General features: G+C 60.4%; 13 protein-coding genes. 3 read left to right on the plus strand and 10 right to left on the minus strand.

Features of this window, described 5'->3' with window-relative positions; all coding sequences use genetic code 11:
- Nucleotides 1-6: 6 nt before the first annotated feature.
- From phaC to phbB, 3 genes are all read right to left on the minus strand, one after another.
- Nucleotides 7-1,710 carry a class I poly(R)-hydroxyalkanoic acid synthase gene (gene phaC / locus ACA053_RS14395; RefSeq protein ID WP_497318053.1) on the minus strand — a complete coding sequence of 568 codons (1,704 nt, stop codon included), beginning with the start codon at nt 1,708-1,710 and terminating at the stop codon, nt 7-9.
- 102 nt (nt 1,711-1,812) lie between these two features.
- A complete protein-coding gene (locus ACA053_RS14400) occupies nt 1,813-2,991 on the minus strand; it encodes an acetyl-CoA C-acetyltransferase (RefSeq protein ID WP_497396058.1) in 1,179 nt (392 codons plus the stop codon).
- Between the two features lie 57 nt (nt 2,992-3,048).
- Nucleotides 3,049-3,795: an acetoacetyl-CoA reductase gene (gene phbB / locus ACA053_RS14405; protein ID WP_497396060.1), complete on the minus strand. Its 747-nt coding sequence runs from the start codon at nt 3,793-3,795 to the stop codon at nt 3,049-3,051.
- Nucleotides 3,796-4,076: 281 nt separating this feature from the next.
- Here phbB and ACA053_RS14410 point away from each other — a divergent pair, with 281 nt between their 5' ends.
- Nucleotides 4,077-5,114, plus strand: a complete 1,038-nt coding sequence (locus tag ACA053_RS14410) for an AraC family transcriptional regulator (protein ID WP_497396062.1) — start codon at nt 4,077-4,079, stop codon at nt 5,112-5,114.
- 213 nt (nt 5,115-5,327) lie between these two features.
- Here ACA053_RS14410 and ACA053_RS14415 read toward each other — a convergent pair whose 3' ends face one another.
- Entirely contained in the window at nt 5,328-7,796 is a 2,469-nt protein-coding gene (locus tag ACA053_RS14415) for a DUF3141 domain-containing protein (protein WP_497396064.1), read from the minus strand.
- Nucleotides 7,797-8,038: 242 nt separating this feature from the next.
- On the opposite strand from ACA053_RS14415, the gene phaP reads away from it, so the two are divergent.
- Nucleotides 8,039-8,608, plus strand: a complete 570-nt coding sequence (gene phaP, locus ACA053_RS14420; protein WP_497318061.1) for a TIGR01841 family phasin — start codon at nt 8,039-8,041, stop codon at nt 8,606-8,608.
- A gap of 38 nt (nt 8,609-8,646) precedes the next feature.
- On the opposite strand, the gene phaR is transcribed toward phaP, so the two are convergent.
- The 6 genes from phaR to ACA053_RS14450 all read right to left on the minus strand — a co-directional run bounded on the left by phaR (nt 8,647) and on the right by ACA053_RS14450 (nt 16,374).
- Nucleotides 8,647-9,168: a polyhydroxyalkanoate synthesis repressor PhaR gene (phaR, locus tag ACA053_RS14425; RefSeq protein ID WP_497318063.1), complete on the minus strand. Its 522-nt coding sequence runs from the start codon at nt 9,166-9,168 to the stop codon at nt 8,647-8,649.
- A gap of 239 nt (nt 9,169-9,407) precedes the next feature.
- On the minus strand, nt 9,408-10,676 hold the full coding sequence (locus ACA053_RS14430; RefSeq protein WP_497396066.1) for an OprD family porin: 1,269 nt from the start codon (nt 10,674-10,676) through the stop codon (nt 9,408-9,410).
- Nucleotides 10,677-10,804: 128 nt separating this feature from the next.
- On the minus strand, nt 10,805-12,577 hold the full coding sequence (locus ACA053_RS14435) for an acyl-CoA dehydrogenase C-terminal domain-containing protein (protein WP_497396068.1): 1,773 nt from the start codon (nt 12,575-12,577) through the stop codon (nt 10,805-10,807).
- Nucleotides 12,578-12,640: 63 nt separating this feature from the next.
- Complete coding sequence (locus tag ACA053_RS14440) at nt 12,641-14,311, minus strand: cation acetate symporter (protein ID WP_497396070.1); 1,671 nt, start codon at nt 14,309-14,311, stop codon at nt 12,641-12,643.
- Nucleotides 14,311-14,637, minus strand: a complete 327-nt coding sequence (locus ACA053_RS14445) for a DUF485 domain-containing protein (RefSeq protein WP_109631221.1) — start codon at nt 14,635-14,637, stop codon at nt 14,311-14,313. Before ACA053_RS14445 ends, ACA053_RS14440 begins: the two co-directional genes overlap by 1 nt.
- A 114-nt stretch (nt 14,638-14,751) precedes the next feature.
- Nucleotides 14,752-16,374 carry an acyl-CoA synthetase gene (locus ACA053_RS14450; RefSeq protein WP_109631224.1) on the minus strand — a complete coding sequence of 541 codons (1,623 nt, stop codon included), beginning with the start codon at nt 16,372-16,374 and terminating at the stop codon, nt 14,752-14,754.
- Between the two features lie 231 nt (nt 16,375-16,605).
- Here ACA053_RS14450 and ACA053_RS14455 point away from each other — a divergent pair, with 231 nt between their 5' ends.
- A complete protein-coding gene (locus ACA053_RS14455) occupies nt 16,606-18,882 on the plus strand; it encodes a PAS domain-containing sensor histidine kinase (RefSeq protein WP_497318070.1) in 2,277 nt (758 codons plus the stop codon).

Consider the following 18,882-nt stretch of genomic DNA (forward strand, 5'->3'; position numbering starts at 1 on the left):
AGTCTGTCATTGCATCACATAACGCCCGGGCGCGGATTCAATCGCCGTGTATTGCGCATTGCCCGTGTGCAGCACGGAAGGCTGGCGCTCGCCGGACTGCTCTGCGAGCCAGACGAACCAGTCATTCCACCAGCTACCGGCATGTTCCTGGGCATTCATGAACCAGGTTTCAGGGTCCTTCGTGACCCGATTGTTGGTCCAGTAATGGCGTTTTTCCTTGGCCGGCGGGTTGATGACCCCGGCGATATGCCCAGAGGCACCCAGCACAAAGCGCTTGGTCCCGGAGAGCAATTGGGTGCTGGCATAAGCGCTGCGCCACGGCACGATGTGATCATCATGCGTTGCGAGGATGTACGCCGGCGCATCGATAGCGCGCAGGTCGAGCTTGACCCCGCAGCAGTCCAGCTCACCGGATTTCAGGTCATTCTGCAGGTAGGTGTGGCGCAGATACCAGCAGTACATCGGCCCTGGAAGGTTGGTGCTGTCGTTGTTCCAGAACAACAAGTCGAGGGGGATCGGTTTTTGGCCCTTGAGGTATTTGTCGACGTTGTAGTTCCACCACAAATCGTTGGGGCGCAGCAGCGAGAAGGTGTTGCCCATGTCCTCGCCCTTGAACAGTCCGATGGGGCCATCCAGGCCGCCGATGGTACGCTCGCGGTAGGCCACCAGTTGCTCGTCGACGAAGATGTCAATAGGGCCGGTGTCAAGGTAATCGAGGAAGGTGGTCAACAGGCTCACGCTGCCGATGTCCTTGTCGCCGCGCGCTGCCAGCACGGCCAGCGCCGAACTCAACAGCGTGCCGCCGATGCAGAAGCCAACGCAGTTGGGACGTTGCTCGCCGCTGATCTCGCGGGTCACTTGCAGGCCTTTGATGATGCCGGTTTCGATCAGGTCATCCCAGGTGGTGCCGGCGTGCGCCTGATCGAAGTTGCGCCACGACATCAGGAACACCGGGTGGCCTTGTTGCAACAGATGGCGAACCATCGAATTGTCCGGGCGCAGGTCGAGGATGTAGTACTTGTTGATCGACGGCGGGACGATGAACACCGGGCGCCGGTACTGGGTTTCGCTTTGCGGGTAGTACTGAATCAACTGGAACAGTTCGTTCTCGAACACCACTTCGCCGGGCGTATTGGCCAGGTCGACGCCGACGGTGAAGGCGCCGCTGTCACACTGGCGCATCTTGCCTTCCTGCAGGTCGCTGGCCAGGTGCAACAGGCCGGTAAACAAGCTGCCGCCCTGAGTGTCGACGACGCGCTGCAAGGCATCGGGGTTGCTCGCCAGAAAGTTGCTGGGGGCTCCGGCGGCAATCGCTTGCTCCACCAGGTACAGCAGGCGCTGGCGGGGTTTCTTGTCTTTGATCGGCAGTTTATCGAGCAGCTTCAGCAGGAAACCGGCATTGAGCAGGTAGAACGCGGCGAGGGAGCCGAACAGCGGCGTGCTCCAGTTGCCGCTGGCAAAACGTCGATCTTCAAAGGAGAACGGCTGGCCGGTCAGCAGCCGCTGGCCCAGATCACCCCATTGGGTTTGATACTCGGTTTGCAGGCTTTCCAGGGTGGTGCGCGGCAGGTCGAACCACTCTTCGTATTCCTGGCCGGTGAACCATGGATTGGTGCTGACCCACAGGCGTAATTGTTGCACTGCAAAGGAGGCAATGAACGGGACTTGGCCGGACCAGAAGGTGTTGAAAGTGTGCGCGTTATTGTCCATGGAACTCCTTGCCCACATCGCAAAACCGGGCAGAAAAAAACCGCGGTGCCGGAATTCGGCACCGCGTCAGCAGTCAAGCAAGCAGTCCTGTGTTTCTTATTTTTATCGTTCGATGACCAGACTGACGCCTTGGCCGCCACCGATGCACAACGTGGCCAAGCCTTTTTTGCCGTCACGGCGAATCAGTTCGTGCACCAGCGACACCAGAATCCGCGCGCCTGACGCGCCGATCGGATGACCCAGCGCAATCGCGCCACCGTTGACGTTGACCTTGTTCGTGTCCCAGCCCAGTTCTTTGCCGACCGCCAGCGATTGCGCGGCGAACGCTTCGTTGGCTTCGATCAGGTCGAGGTCGTCCAGGCTCCAGCCGGCTTTCTCCAGCACCAGGCGAGTGGCCGGTACCGGGCCGATGCCCATGATCGACGGGTCGACGCCTGCGCTGGCGTAAGCCTTGATGCGCGCCAGCACCGGCAAGCCGAGGGCTTGGGCCTTGGCGGCGCTGGCCAGCAGCAACACGGCGGCGCCATCGTTGAGGGTCGACGAATTGCCGGCGGTCACGCTGCCGTCTTTCTGGAACGCCGGTTTGAGGTTGCTCAATGCTTGCAGCGTGCCGCCCGGGCGCGGTTGTTCATCCGTATCGAACACCAGCGGATCGCCCTTGCGCTGAGGGATCAGGATCGGGGTGATTTGCCCCTTGAAATAGCCCGCTTCGGTGGCGGCGGCCGCTTTCTGTTGCGAGGCGGCGGCGAAGGCGTCCTGATCTTCGCGGCTGAGGCTGTACTTCGTGGCCAGGTTCTCAGCGGTGATGCCCATGTGGTAGTCGTTGAAGGCGTCCCACAAACCGTCTTGAATCACGCTGTCCTGCAATTGCGCATGACCCAGGCGCAGACCGGTGCGTACCTTGGGCAGCACATACGGCGCCAGGCTCATGTTTTCCTGACCGCCGGCAATCACCAGCTCGGCGTCGCCGCAACGGATCGCTTGAACGGCAAGCTGCACAGCCTTGAGGCCCGAGCCGCAAACCTTATTCAGGGTCAGGGCAGGGGTGGTGAAGGGCAGGCCGGCCTTGATCGCCGTCTGGCGTGCCGGGTTCTGCCCCGAGCCTGCGGTGAGGACCTGGCCGAGGATCACTTCATCAATCTGAGTGCCGTCCAGACCGGTTTCTTCCAACAGACGGCGAATCACCGCGGCGCCCAGCTCGGTGGCTGGAATCGCCGACAAGGCCCCTTGAAAACTGCCGATGGCGGTACGAGTAGCGGCAACGATTACGACTTCGTTCATGCGTGACCTCATTAAAATTTTGTCCAGCGGGAGCAGGGCGTCCTTGCCCTGATCGGTCTACTGCATGTTCATGCCGCCGTTCACCGAGAAATCGGCGCCGGTGCTGTAGCCCGATTCATCGGAAGCCAGCCAGGCAACGATCGAAGCGATTTCTTCGGGTTGGCCGAGGCGCCCGACCGGGGTGGCCGCAATCATGGTGTCGAGGATGTCCGGGCGGATGGCCGCGGTCATGCTGGTCTGGATGTAACCCGGGGAGACGGTGTTGACGGTCACGCCCTTGCCGGACACTTCCCGCGCCAGGGCCATGGTGAAGCCGTGGATGCCGGCCTTGGCCGCGCTGTAGTTGGTCTGGCCGAACTGGCCGCGCTGACCGTTGATCGAGGAAATATTGATCACCCGTCCCCAGCCCTTGGCCAACATGCCTTCAATCACCTGCTTGGTGGTGTTGAATACGCCGCTCAGATTGGTGCCGATGACCGCCTTCCAGTCCTCGGGCGTCAGCTTGCGAAAGGAGGCATCGCGAGTGATGCCGGCGTTATTGACCAACACATCGATCGGGCCGAATTGCTCGCGCGCCATCTCGAAGGCCTTGCGCGTCGACTCCCAATCGGTGATGTCGCCGTAGACGCATTCGAACTGATAACCGGCCGCCAGTTGAGTGGCAATCCAGTCATTCTTGCGGGCGGAATCGGCGCTACAGCCGACGATGACCTTGAATCCTTCCTTGTACAGGCGCTGGCTTATCGCCGTGCCAATCCCACCCATACCACCTGTGACCAACGCAATACGACCAAGCGACTTCATAAGCTCCGTTCCTTTTTTGTTTTTGCGCTGCAAGATGGGCGATTGTTCGGTATTGGAGGGGGATGCGGAAGTGTTGGGAGGTGACGGCGTGGTGTCCAACGGTGCCACGAGCGGTTTAGTTGCATCGGGGCGACGAATGGCCCGAAACACTGGCAAAAAGTGAGGAGTACCTATACTGGGATCAATATTGGCAACGAAACAACCCGTTAGAATTTTGCTTCATCGCAGATCAGTCATGGCTCCGGACAGGATGTTCGGTTCCACAGGTCATTGAGGACGCCATGTATAGAATGAGTTCAGGCTATGCCAGCGTGCTGGTAAATACGCTCTCGGCTCAGGGACTGGATGTCGCCAGTCTGTGTCGGGAGGCTGGACTAGACATTAATGTCGCGAACAAACCAGGAGCGTTTTGCGAGCGAAAGGCCATTTATCGACTCTGGGGACTGGCCGCTGAGGCCTCGAGCGATCCGGACATTGGCTTACGGGCCTATGGCAGTTTTCACCCCGGCAGCTTTCAGATCATCGGCTACACCATGATGTCCAGCCTGAATCTGAAAAAGGCCCTTGAACGCCTGGTTCGTTTCAGTCCGTTGATTGGCACCGGGTTCAGTCTTTTCTTTACCGCGGAACAGCAACATTACCGGTTGTCCAGCCTCGACCATCAACAGCATGGTTCGGTCAAACCGCGCCAGTACACCGATGCCGCTCTGGCGTCATTGCTGAGTTTTTGCCGCAAACTGTTGGGCGGCGACGCACCGCATCCCTTGAGCGTTGAGTTCACTTATCCCGAGCCCGAAGACATCTCCGAGCATCGACGGCTGTTTGGCCCCAATCTGCAATTCGATGCACCTTACGACAGCATTCTGTTTGACGGGCAGGAGCTGATGCGACCGCTGAGCATGGCCAACGAAGCGTTGGCGGTGCTGCATGACAGTTTCGCCGAGGCGCAATTGGACCTGCTGTTTGGTTTTTGCATTGTCGGGCGTATTCGCGCGCTGATTACCGAGCGCTTGAGTCAGGGCCAGGGGCAGTGCGACATGGAGTCGATCGCAGCCGCCTTGAACATCAGCAAGCGCACGCTGCAACGGGCGCTGGAGAAGGAAGGGACACAATTCAAGGACGTGCTGAGCGCGGTGCGTCGGCAATTGGCCGATTTCTACCTGCGCCATTCTCACTTCAACATGAAGCATGTCGCGTATCTCCTTGGTTTTCATGACCACAGCAGTTTCAACAAAGCCTGTACCCGCTGGTTTGGTATGACACCGGGGCAGTATCGCTCCGATGTATCGTTCGAGATCGAGGAAACCGCGCCGGTGTGACGCGGTGAACTGCTCTAACATTTTGTAAACAACGAATCCTCTGTGGAGCGCGCTTTTGTGGCGAGGGGATTTATCCCCGTTCGGCTGCGAAGCAGTCGTAAAACCATTGTGCGCGGTGCACCTGATACACCGCGGTTTTCGATTTTGGGGCCGCTTCGCAGCCCAACGGGGATAAATCCCCTCGCCACAGAGCTCGCTCCTACAGGTTGCTCATCACGGTGCAGGAGGTTTCTTCGCGCCTTTTTTGACCTTGGCCGGTTTGCGCGTTTTGGTCGGCGTTACCGGAGCAATCGGCTCAGCGACGACCGCCGGGGCCTTTTGTTTGACGGGCTCTGGTACGACCACCGGTGTTTTCGTCTTGATCGGCTCCGGGATTATCGCAGGGGCTTTCTCCTCGACAACATCGGCTTCACCCGGTGGTCGAGTCAGGTTGAAACCCGGCAGTGGCACGTTGAGCAGCGTGTGCAGCTCACACCAGAACGGGTTATCTGCGCCGCTGGTCAGCAATTCCGGGAGCAAATTGGCGACGGCCGCCAGCACCTGTTGGCGTTCTTCGACCTCGGCCAGCATCAGAGGCAAGCTGTGCAGGCTTTCCTGTGGGTGGGTGGCGACCAGCAGTTTTTGCAGGCGCAGGGTTTCGCGCAGGTCGAGTGGCTCGGCGCTGTAGTCCTGCAGCAGCACCTGCAATTGCAGGATCAGTTTCTCGACGCTTTGCTTGCCTGGTTCATCGCTGTCGCGGCCCAGCAGAAACAGGATCCGGATCAAGGCTTCCATCAAACCGCCCAGGGGCAGGGCGTCCTGAAGGCGTTCAATCAGGACTTTATCGTGCTGCTCGGCATGCGCGTGGAGATCGCGCGCCGATGTGTTGCCGCTGAGGCAGTTGAGCAGGCCATACACGCCGTAAAAACTCATTTCCTGAGCGGCATCACGCAGGTCCCGATAGCCGTTCAAGGCGTCCTGAATCTGGTTGGAAAACAGATCCTGCCAGGCCAGCAACGGATTGGACGGGCTCGCCGGAAGGCGATCCTTGCTCACCTGGGCGGCACTGCCAGCCAGCCACCAGAGCGCCGGGTTCAGGCTGTTCCACATCACTTGTTGCTGGTGGAACGGGTGTGCCTTGCGCATCATTTCGGCGGTCGGCTCGTTGATCAACTGACGCAACCACGGCCGTACACATCCGTCGTAAAGCGTGTTGTTGAAATCGGAGGCACGCTCGACCAGCGCGAATTCGCGATCGTCGTCACGGGCCGGCTGCACTTCACCATGGATGTCGGCGATACGCCGTGGCTCGAAACGCACGGCGTACGGCGTTGGCGAATTTTCCGGCAGGTCATCGATGAGCATTTCATAGAGACCGCCCGGCAGTTCGTTGATCGCGTCGACGGCTCCCAGCAATTCGCGGTGTTCACGCCGCGCGACTTCGCCGGAAACAAAGATGCCCAGATGACCGATGCTCGCGTGCCGCAGGTAAACAATGGTGCGACCGGCATTTTGCAGGGCGAGGTCGCTGGGATAGACGTCGGTGATCCAGTCCAGCGCCTGCTGCGGCGAAGTAATGTTGTCGCCATAGGAGCAAAACACCACCACCGGCACTTCGATGCGTTTGAGGTCGAGCCCGCTGCTCTTGCGCCCGAGGCCACCCGATAACTGATTGCCGATGAACAGGTCGTCGACAATCATCTCGATTTCTTCGCCATTGAGCAGGGTCGGGCTGCCCCACCAGCGTTCGAAATCCAGGAACCGTGGGGCCTCGCTGTCGACTTCGCTGAACAAGTGGTAGTACTTGCCCCACAAGGCGTTGGCCGGGTCGAGGCTTTCGAAATTGCTCACCAGCCAGGTGCCGTCGAAACGGTCATTGCCCAGGTCGCTGCCCAGGCGCGCCATCCAGCCACCGCCCAGCAAACCGCCGGTGTAGCGCATCGGATTGCGGCCATTGACGCCAGCCCAATACGACAGCGGTGCACCATTGACGATGATCAGTCCCGGCAGTTCCGGGCGGGTCGCCGCCAGGCCCATCAATGCCCAACCAGCCTGGCAATTGCCAATGACCACGGGTTTGGCGCTGGCGGGATGTCGGGAGCTGACCTCTTCGATAAACCGCGCCTGGGCTTCAACGATGTCCGCCAGGGTTTGGCCCGGGCGTGGTGAATGGCTGAACGAGATGAAATAGGTCGGGTGGCCGGCACGCAAGCTTTCGCCGATCACCGAATCCTGTTTGAAACCGCCGATCCCCGAACCGTGGCCGCCGCGCGGGTCAATGATGATCACCGGCTGCTTTTTGCTGTCGAGCTGTTGCCCGGGGCCCGCGAGGATCTGCAACAACGAGTAGTTGACCGGGCGCGGCAGGTCTTCGCCGGCGACCAGGGTTTGATGGTTGAACTTGAGCAGCAGCGGATACCCCGCGCGTTCATGGGCCAGGGTGTTGTCGCCGCGCTGACGCAAGGTGTCCCAGAACAGCACGCTACGTTGGCCAAGGTCGGTGAGGTATTCCTGCCAGTCTGCGGCGGTTGGCTGTTTGAGCAACCCAAGGCTTGAAGGCGCGTAGGTTTTGGCCTGGCGCTGTTGCAAGGCGTCGAGAACGTTGCGGGTGTTGAGGCGCTGCAGATGGTTCAGATGCTCGAACAAACCGGACGGAGCAGAGAACCCTTCATCGTGCAGCGCAATATTTTCTTCCTGGCCCATCGTGGACTCCTGACACCCTGCGTGGGAACGTCGCCCTGACTACTAGAAGCCGAGCCGGCCGTTCGATTATCACGAGTGTATAGGGAATATAGGTCAAGGAAGCGAACTTTATTGTGCGCTGCACAAAATAGCCGTTGCCAAATTGTTTTGTGCACTGCAATATTCAACCTAACGCGATGGCTGGCAGGATCGCTTCGCGTCCTCAGGTCCATCCGGGCCTTCCAGTACCAGGAGATTCAAGCATGTCTTTTTTCAATTCGGAAAAACTGCAAACCGCTCAGAAAGCCAACCTCGATCTTTTGCAGCAGATCAGCGGCAAAGTCTTCGCCAGCGTTGAACAGCTGAGCCAGTTGCAGTTCAAGGCACTGCGTGACTCCACCGAAGAGCACTTCGAAGGCGTTCGCAAGCTGTTGGCCGTGCGTGATCCACAAGGTTTTGCTGATTTGCAGGCGTCGTTCACCCAGCCGAGCGCGCAGACCGAACGTCTGGCCGAGTTCAATCGTCAGGTTCAAGCGCTGATCGTGGGCACGCAGTCGGACATCGCCAAACTGACGGCGAGTCAGGTCGAGGCGGGCACCCAGCAGGTGAATGAGTTCGTTGAATCGATCAGCAAGAATGCACCGGCCGGTTCCGAGCCAGTCGTGGCGGCCTTCAAGTCGGGCCTGGCGAATGCCAGTACCGCGTTTGAAAGTGCACAGAAAGCCGTGAAACAGGCTTCCGATGTGGCTCAGAGCAATTTTGACGCGGCCACTGCCGCTGCCACCAAAGCAGCACCGGAAGCGGGCGCCAAGGCTACCAGCGGTAACAAGTAAGTCATATCAGGCCAGCGGCACAAACAATGGCGATGGGTTTATTCCCCATCGCCATTTTTTTTCGGCCCGCTTTCGGTGCCGGGCTTGGCGCCAAACATGCCGAACAGGTTCTGGGTATTGAGGTACAAGGCTTTGGACTGATCGACATACTGGCGCATCAGGTCCTGCATGACCGGAGCTTGTTGATGCATGAAGTCGCTCCAGGCCTCGGACGACTGCGCGCCGGTCTGCGACTGAATGTCGATAACGGTCTGGATGCTTTTGTCCAGGTAACTGCCGAGCACGCCCTGATACGGACCATAGAACTGGATAATCCCCATCAGCATCTCGCTGGTGAAGATCGGCTCACCGCCGCTTTCGGCTTCCAGAATCACTTGCAGCAGGATGCTGCGCGTCAGGTCTTCGCCGCTCTTGGCATCGACCACCTGAAACGCAACTTTATCGACGACCAATTGGCGCACATCCGCCAGCGTCAGATGACTGCTGGTGTGGGTGTCATACAGTCGGCGATTGGGGTACTTCTTGATCAGACGGGGCGTGTTCCGACTGTTATCTGGCATGCGGGGCGTCTCGTGGCGAGCCTGGTTTGCAGGCATCTTAACCTACAATCACCATTGGTGTTTTGGAGGCCGCCTTCGCGAACAAGCCCGCTCCCACACTTGACCGAGTCTCGCATGAGAATGCGGTTAAATGTGGGAGCGGTCTGGCTCGCGAAGAGGCCAGCCATGACAGCGAAAATCCACCATAAAAAAGAGGACTGCGCCGCCAAGCGAGTCCCCCTTGTGAAACATGAATCGGCTTACCAGATCGGCAGGGTGTAGCTGACAATCAAGCGATTCTCATCCAGATCACTGCCAAAGTTGGTCGACCGCACCGTTGCATTCCGCCATTTCACGCCGACATTCTTCAGCGGGCCGCTCTGCACGACATAACCAATGTCGGTATCACGTTCCCACTCCTTGCCTTGCGGACGATTGCCGCCCAGGTCGATATTGTCGCCGGTGATATAGCGGGTCATGAAGGTCAGGCCCGGCACGCCCATGGCCGCAAAGTTGTAGTCGTAACGCGCCTGCCAGGATTTTTCGTCCTTGCTGGCGAAGTCACCGATCTGCACGAAGTTCACCAGGAACGCATCGGTGCCGTTGACGTAGGCAAAACCGGTGTCGCCGCTCATGCCTTGATAACCCAGGCCAAACGCATGCCCGCCGAGGCTGTAGGTGAACATCGCGCCAATCGCATTGTTGTCGACATTGCTGCCGCCATCATCCGTGGAGCGAGCAAAACGCAGGTCCGTTTTCAACGACTGCCCCGTGGTCACCGGCATCACGTAGGTCAGGTTCACCAGGTGCTGACTGTAGAAATTGTCGAGGTGGCCGTAGCTGTAGCCGGTGGCGAGATTGCTGGTCCACTTGTAGTTGAGGCTGGCGAAATCGAAGCTGTCGCTGTCGACATGCCGCGTGGTGATGCCTTTGGCGCCGGTGCGGGTGATGCCCATGTCCTCGTAGTCCGAGGAGTCACGCTGATTGACCTGGCTCAGCCGCCCGGCATCCGCCGTCAGGCCTTCAATCTCCAGCGAGGTCAACTGACCGCCCTTGAAGGTTTGTGGCAACAGCCGAGAATCGTTGGCCAACACCGTTGGCAGTTTCGGCAGCAGCGTGCCGAGTTTCAGGGTGCTTTTGGAGGCGCGCAGTTTGGCGGTCAGACCCAGTTCGCCGTACTCGTCCTGCGCCCCTTTGCTCGTGTCGCGATGGCGTTTGAGCAGGCCGGAGCCTGCGCGATCAGGGCTGGAATCGAGTTTGACGCCGACCAGGCCAATCGCATCGAAACCGACGCCGATCAAACCGTCGGTGAAGCCCGACTCATAGCGCAGCAGAAAACCCTGGGCCCATTCCTCTTGTTTGGATTGGGCGGCGTTGTCCTGGCGATAGTCACGGTTGAAATAGAAGTTGCGCAGCTCGAGGCTGGCCTTGCTGTCTTTGACAAAGTCCGCAGCAGCGGGGGCCGAGAGGCTGATGACGCCGCCAGCCAGTAACAGTCGGGTAGCGAGGGTGCGGGTGTTGCGGTCCATGGTGAAGCCCCTTTGTTTTTATTATGGAAAGACAGGTCCCGCGGCCCTCGCCAGGCAGGCGAGGGCTTATCAATAAAAAAACGCGGACGCCGAATCGAGAGGAGCGTGGCGCCGCGTCGGTTCAATCGTTAGAACTGTTCGGCGCTCAGGCCGTACAACGAGGCGCTGCCGGCGAGAATGGAATGCTCCAGGCTCAACGTGCGCGGGAGCAGGCGACGGATGTAGAAATCGGCGGTGGCGATCTTCGCGCCGTAAAACTTGGGGTCGTCGCTGAGTTTTTTCTTCGCGACCTGGGCCATGCGCGCCCAGAGCCAGGCGTAGGCGACGTAACCGAACAGGTGCAAATACTCGACCGAAGCCGCGCCGATTTCGTTGCGATTGGTCGCGGCCTGGTCTTGCAGCCAGTCGCTGAGGTTTTCCAGACGCTGCACGGCATCGAACAGTTGCACGGAGTAGGGCGCGTCGGGCTGATGGGCGAAACGACGGATCTCCCCGGTGAATTGACGCAGCGCGAAGCCGCTATCGGCCAGCACTTTGCGGCCGAGCAGGTCCAGCGCCTGAATACCGTTGGTGCCTTCGTAGATCTGCGCGATGCGCACGTCACGGACCAATTGTTCCTGGCCCCATTCGCGGATGTAGCCATGGCCGCCGAAGACTTGCTGGCCGTTGATGCAGCTTTCCAGACCGGTGTCGGTGAAGAACGCTTTGGCCACTGGCGTCAGCAGCGCGACCAGGGTCTGGGCGCTGTCGCGCTCCTTGGCGTCATCGGAAAACTTCGCCAGGTCCAGTTGCTGTCCTACATAACTGGCAAACGCACGGCCACCTTCGGTCATGGCTTTCATGCTCAGCAGCATGCGCCGCACATCCGGGTGGACGATGATCGGGTCAGCCACTTTGTCCGGGGCAATCGCACCGGTCGGGGCGCGGCTCTGCACACGTTCGCGGGCATACGCCACGGCGCTCTGATAGGACGCTTCGGCGCAGCCAATGCCCTGAATGCCGATGGACAGGCGCTCGTAATTCATCATGGTGAACATCGCCGCCAGACCTTTGTTGGCCTCGCCGACCAGCCAACCGCTGGCGCCGTCGAAGTTCATCACGCAGGTGGCCGAGGCCTTGATGCCCATCTTGTGTTCGATCGAACCGCAGCTCACGGCGTTGGCATCGCCGAGTGAACCGTCAGCATTGACCAGCACCTTGGGCACGACGAACAGCGAGATACCTTTCGGCCCCGCAGGCGCATCCGGCAGTTTGGCCAGCACCAGATGAACGATGTTTTCGGTCAGGTCCTGATCACCACCGGTGATGAAGATCTTGCTGCCGGTGATGCTGAAGCTGCCGTCAGCCTGAGGTTCGGCGCGGGTGCGGATGATCCCCAGGTCGGTGCCGGCGTGGGCTTCGGTCAGGCACATCGAGCCGGCCCAGCGACCTTCGTACATCGGCGGCAGATAGATTTTTTTCAGGCTCTCGCTGGCGTGGGCATCCAGTGCCAGGCAAGCACCGGAACTCAATGCCGAATACAGGGCGAAACTTGAGTTGGCGCCGTAAAGCATTTCTTCGAACTGCACGGCGAGCATCTTCGGCATGCCCATGCCGCCGAAATCGGCGTTACCGGAAAGGCCCACCCAGCCGCCTTCAATGAAGGTGGCATAAGCCTGTTTGAAGCCGATCGGTGTGCTGACCTGGCCATCGAGCCACTGGGCGCCTTCTTCGTCGCCGCTGCGATTCAACGGCGCAATCAGGTGCGAGGTGACTTTCGCCGCTTCCTCAAGAATGGCGTCAGCGGTGTCGGCGTCGACATTGTCGGCCAAGGCCGGCAAGCGCGCCCACAGGGCCGGGGCATCGAACACTTCATGCAGCACAAAGCGCATGTCGCGCAGCGGGGCGTTGAATTCGGGCATAACGTGAACCTCAAAAGGTGTGCGGTGGGCACGGCGCTGCAATGGCAGGCCGTGCCCTTTCAATCAATGAGCGCAAGCGCTGGCAGCGCCGAGGCCGGTCTGGGCACGAACGAACTGGTCGGCGTAGGCATCACGCTCCTTGTCGGCCCGCACGCTGCGGTCGAGTTTGGAGACGACGATGATCACGAAGAACGCCAGCGGCATGGAGAACAGTGCCGGGTGGTCGTACGGGAAGATCGCTTGGGCATGACCGAGTACGGTGACCCAGACGGCTGGCGACAGGATCACCAGCACCAGCGCGCAGATCAGGCCGGCGAAACCGCCGATGATCGCGCCTTTGGTGGTCAGGCCTTTCCAGTACATGGCCATGATCAGCACCGGGAAGTTGGTTGACGCGGCGATACCGAAGGTCAGGCCCACCAGGAACGCAACGTTCATCTTCTCGAACAGAATGCCCAGCAGAATCGCGATGATGCCCAGGCCAACCGTGGCCATGCGCGTCACACGCATTTCCTCTTTCTGACTGGCTTTGCCTTTCTTGAACACCGTGGCGTAGAGGTCATGGGAAATTGCCGAGGCACCGGCCAGGGCCAGCCCGGACACCACCGCCAGAATGGTGGCGAAGGCCACCGCCGAGAGGAAACCGAAGAACAAGTTGCCACCGACCGCTTTGGCCAGGTGCATGGCAACCATGTTGCCGCCGCCGATCAAGGCACCGCCGACTTCACCATTAACGTAGTACTGCGGGTCGGTGCCGATGATGACCATCGCGGCAAAGCCCAGGGTGCACACAACGAGGAAGAAGAAGCCGATGAAACCGGTGGCGTAGAACACCGACTTACGCGCTTCCTTGGCGTTGGGCACGGTGAAGAATCGCATCAGGATGTGCGGCAGGCCGGCAATCCCGAACACCAGGCCCAGGGACATGGAAGCGGTGTTGATCGGGTCGGCGAGCATCGAGCCCGGGCCCATGATGTTCCAGCCACTGGCATGGGCCTGGACGGCTTTGTCGGCGAGGGTTTCGTAGCTGAAACCGAACTGCGACATGGCCATCACCGCGAGGGTGGTGCCGCCGGCGAGCAGCAACACCGCCTTGATGATCTGCACCCAAGTAGTGGCGATCATGCCGCCGAAAATCACGTAGACCAGCATCAATGCGCCAACGATCACCACGGCAACCGGGTAATCGAGACCAAACAGCAATTTGATCAATTGACCGGCACCGACCATCTGCACGATCAGGTAGCAGCACACCACCGTCAGCGAACCGAACGCGGCGAAGATCCGCACTTTGTTCTGGTCCAGGCGATAGGACACGATGTCGGCGAAGGTGTAGCGGCCCAGGTTGCGCAGACGCTCGGCCATCAGGAAGGTGATGATCGGCCAGCCGACAAAGAAGCCGATGGTATAGATGAAGCCGTCGTAGCCCTTGGCGAATACCAGGCTGGACAGCCCTAGCAGCGTGGCGGCGGACATGTAGTCACCGGCAATCGCCAGACCGTTCTGGAACCCGGTGATGCCACCGCCCGCGGTGTAGAAGTCCGACGTGGATTTGGTTTGCCGCGCGGCCCACCAGGTAATCGCCAGCGTGCCCAGCACGAAGACGAAGAACATGCCGATGGCGTGCAGATTTAGCGGTTGTTTTTCCACTGCGCCCACGGCCGGGGCAGCGAGGGCGATGGAGGCCGGCAACAGGCCGGCAGCGGCGAGGACGAGCTTACGAAGCAGGTTCATTACTTGCTCTCCTCGAGAATGGCGGCGCCCAGTGCATCGAAGCGCGTGTTGGCGCGGTAGACGTACCAGCCAGTCAGCAGCCAGGAAAAAATGATGATTGCCGCGCCCACTGGCATACCCAGGGTCAACATCCGATGTTCGGCGAGCGGCGCATGCAGCCACTGCGGGGCAAACGCCACGACCAGCATGAACCCGTAGTAAGTGCCCAGCACCGCAGCGCTCAGCGACCAGGCCAGGCGCGAACGGCTGCTGACCAATTGCAGGAACTTCGGATTGGTCCGAATGCGTTCGCAACGTTGGGTATCGGTTGAATGGATGTCGATCATGGGTGGCTCCACATGTGTTGTTATAGGCGTTTGAACGGGGCTGAATTCGGCGTGCACGAGCCCGAAGCGGCAGGTAAGGCACCTGCCGCCGGGTGGGGACAACGTCGGTTCGGGTTAGAGCGCTTTAGCCCTGTCGCGCAGGACGTACTTCTGGATCTTGCCGGTGGATGTTTTCGGCAGCAGGGTGAAAATCACCGTGCGCGGGACTTTGAAACCGGCCAGGTGCTCACGGCAGAAACTGATGATGTCGGCCTCGCGCACGTCCTGGTGATCGGCCTTCAAGGTGACGAAGGCGCAAGGCGTTTCGCCCCATTTTTCATCGGGACGGGCGACCACGGCGGCTTCCATCACGCCCGGATGGCGATAGAGCACGCCTTCCAGTTCGATGGTGGAAATGTTCTCGCCGCCGGAAATGATGATGTCCTTGAGCCGGTCCTTGATCTCGACATAACCGTTGGGATGACACACCGCCAGGTCACCGGTGTGGAACCAGCCGCCTTCGAATGCTTCGGCGGTGGCAGTCGGGTTCTTCAGGTAGCCCTTCATCACAGTGTTGCCGCGCATGAAGATCTCACCGATGGTCTGACCGTCGCGTGGGGTCGGTTCCAGGGTCTTCGAATCGCCGACCATCACGCCTTCGAGCGTCGGGTAGCGCACACCCTGACGGGATTTGATCTGTGCCCGTTCTTCCAGCGGCAACTCATCCCATTCGGCATGCCAGGCGCAGAGCGTTACCGGGCCATAGGTTTCGGTCAGGCCGTAGACGTGGGTGACCTTGATGCCCATCTCTTCGACAGCGCCGATCACTTTGGCCGGTGGTGCAGCGCCGGCAACCATGGCGTTGACCGGGTGATCGATGGCCGCTTTCGCCGATTCCGGCATGTTGACCAAGGCATTGAGCACGATCGGTGCAGCGCACAGGTGCGTGATCTGATGCTCGCGGATCAGGGTGAGGATTTTCTGCGGATCGACGCGGCGCAGGAACACATGCACGCCGGCCATTGCGGTGATGATCCACGGGTAGCACCAACCGTTGCAGTGGAACATCGGCAGGGTCCAGAGGTACACCGGATGGTTGCCCATGGCCCAGGTCATCTGGTTGCCCAGCGAGTTCAGGTACGCGCCGCGATGGTGGTAAACCACGCCTTTCGGGTTGCCGGTGGTGCCGGAGGTGTAGTTCAACGAGATGGCTTGCCACTCGTCGGCCGGCCACTGCCAGGCGTAATCCGGATCGCCTTCGGCCAGCAGCGCTTCATAGTCCAGGTCGCTGACGGCCTGGCCTTCACCGTATTCCGGGTCATTGACGTCGATGACCAGCGGCGGGTGATCGAGCATGCCGATGGCGGCATGAATCACATCATGGAACTCGCGGTCGGTGATCAGCACCTTGGCTTCACCATGCTGCAGCATGAAGGCAATGGCTTCGGCATCCAGACGCACATTGAGCGGGTTGAGCACTGCACCGATCATCGGCACGCCGAAATGCACTTCCAGCATCTCGGGGATGTTGGGCAGCATCACCGCCACGGTGTCGTTCTTGCCGATACCGCGACCGGCCAGCGCCGAGGCCAGACGACGGCAACGGGTGTAGGTCTGCGCCCAGGTACGACGGATCGAACCGTGGATCACGGCCGGGTAGTGGGGGTAAACGCTGGCAGTGCGCTCGATGAAGCTGAGCGGAGACAAAGCAATGTGATTGACAGCCGAAGGGCCTAGCCCTTGTTCATAGATCGACATGACGGGTACTCGGTGGCTGATTGTTAGCTCTATGGATGGCCTGTTCAGCTTAGCCGCTGAGGTCATCCTTTATGTCCGGTCTGCTTTATATAACAATCTGCCATGCATATGGAAGTACAACCTACGCAGTATAGTATATGTACTATATTTGATTCTTCGGTGTCCAAATGAATGCGGCGATACCTCTGGCGCCGGTATATTCTTGGCTCCCCCGGACAAAGCGGACCTGTGATGACCCTGACTCCCGTTCGATTGCACAGCTGGTTGCGCCTGCAACGCGAGGGCGTGTCCCTGGCCGCCCGGGCGGATGCGTTGTGCCGAGCGTTGCAGGAATGTCCCGAGGTACGCCGGGCGGTTTATCTGAGCTGGCAACCCACAGCGCGCATTTACAGCCACGAAGGCGCCGCACAGCATTTCCCGCCGGGCCTGGGCGATCCGTCGCTAGCCAGCGATCAGTTGCTGTTTGATCGGCTGGGCGAAACCGGCCGCCTGGACCTGGCCCAGGTGCGGCAACTCGATTGCTGGCTGTCCGGGCGGTTGCGCCGCGCCGCGATCAGCCACGGTCAGGTATTTGATCTGGCGTTGCAGGCGGGTCAGGCAGGCCTGTTGCTGGTGGAAGTCTGTGACGGCGTGAGCCTTGACTGGCTGGGCTGGGTTCAGGATTTGCTGACCACCTTGCTCAGCAGCGTCAACGGCATGCTGCGGGGGTCGCCGCTGTTAGGCCACGATCCGCAACCGAGTCTGTTGCTTGATGCACAGGGCCGGCCGCTGGAGTTCAACGCGGCGTTGCTGGCGTTGCTCGCGGAAAAGCCGCTGACCGAGGTGCTGGGTTTTCTGCCGGTCAATCACCGGGTGCTGGTGCGCGCCTGCCTTGATCAACAGCGCGCTATCGAAGGGGTTGAAGCGCAGTTCGAAGCGCAGATCCTGATCTGGACATTTATCCCCGATCCCCAGGACAACCGCGTGCTCGCCCGTTGCCGCGACGCCACGGTACAAGTGCTGGCCGAGCGCGAAGCCGCCACGGCACGCCGGTTGTATCGACTGATCATCGAGAACACCACCGACCTGATTTCCCGCCACACCCCGGACGGGCGTTTTCTCGATGCTTCGCCAGCGTCCTGGACATTGCTCGGCTACTGGCCCGAAGAGCTGCGCGGGCAAATGGCCCAGGGCCTGTTCCATGGCCAGGACCTGGCCAATCTGGTACAGCGCGCCCGGGATGCGCTGGAGCAGGACGGATATCACACGATGACGTACCGCATTCGCCACCGTGCCGGGCATTACCTGTGGTTCGAAACCGCCAGCCGGGCGATTCGCGAAACCTACACCGGCGCGGTGGTTGAAGTGGTCAGCGTGTCCCGGGACATCACCGCCCGGGTGCAGGCCGAAGAGAACAAGCGGCGCCTGGCCGAAGTGGTCGAGGCCAACACCGATCCGGTGTTGTTTATCGACCCTGACGGGCAAGTGACTTACCTCAACCCGGCGGCGCGGCGCATCCTCGGCATCGATGAGCAGCAACCGATGCCGGCCCTGGCGCAGTTGTTCGCCAGTGCTGACCTGACACGCCTGCAACGTGACGGCTGGAGCTGCGCCGAACGTGACGGCGTGTGGAGCACCGATGCGCGGCTGCAGCCCCCCGGTGGCGGCACGTCAGTGCCGGTGTCGCTGGTGCTGCTGGCGCACCGTTCGGCCGGCGGCGAGCGCTATTACTCCTTAGTCGCCCGGGACATGACCGAGCGCGAACTGCGCGAGGTGCAACAGCGCCGCCATCAAGACGAACTGGCGCACACCGCACGGCTGGTCACGCTGGGCGAACTGGCCTCGGGCATTGCCCACGAAATCAACCAGCCATTGGCCGCCGTGGTCAATTACGCCAATGCCAGCCAGCGCTATTTGCAGACGCTCGATTCCAACCCGCAGGCTGCCGAACGAGTGGCCCAAGGGCTGCAACGTATCACCCAACACGCCACCCATGCCTCGGAAGTGATCAAGCGTCTACGGGCGTTTCTGCGCAAGGGCCAGCGGCGCATGCAGGCGCTGAATTTTACCGACGTCGCCCGCGAAGCCGTGCGTTTGTGCGCCTGGGAAGCGAGCAATTGCCAAGTGACAATCGAGGATCGACTGCCGGATAATCTGCCGCCCGTTTATGCCGACCGGGTGTTGCTCGAGCAAGTACTGCTCAATCTGTTGCGCAACGCCATCGACGCCAACCGCGAACAACATCCGGGGCAGCCCTCGCTGATCGTGATGACGGCGGAGCAGGGCGGTGGTGCCACCGTGGAAATCCGTGTGCAAGACCAGGGGCCGGGCGTCAGCGAGCCCGAACTGGAGCAGATATTTACCCCGTTCTATACCAGCAAGGCCGATGGCCTGGGCCTTGGCTTGTCCATGAGCCGCAGCATCATTGAAGGTTTCGGCGGTGAATTGCAGGCCCGACGTCAACCGGTCGGCCTGCTGATGTGTTGCCGCTTGCCGCTGGCCGGTCCAACAAAACAACAACAGGAATAA

The organism is Pseudomonas sp. LBUM1672 (assembly GCF_059695655.1).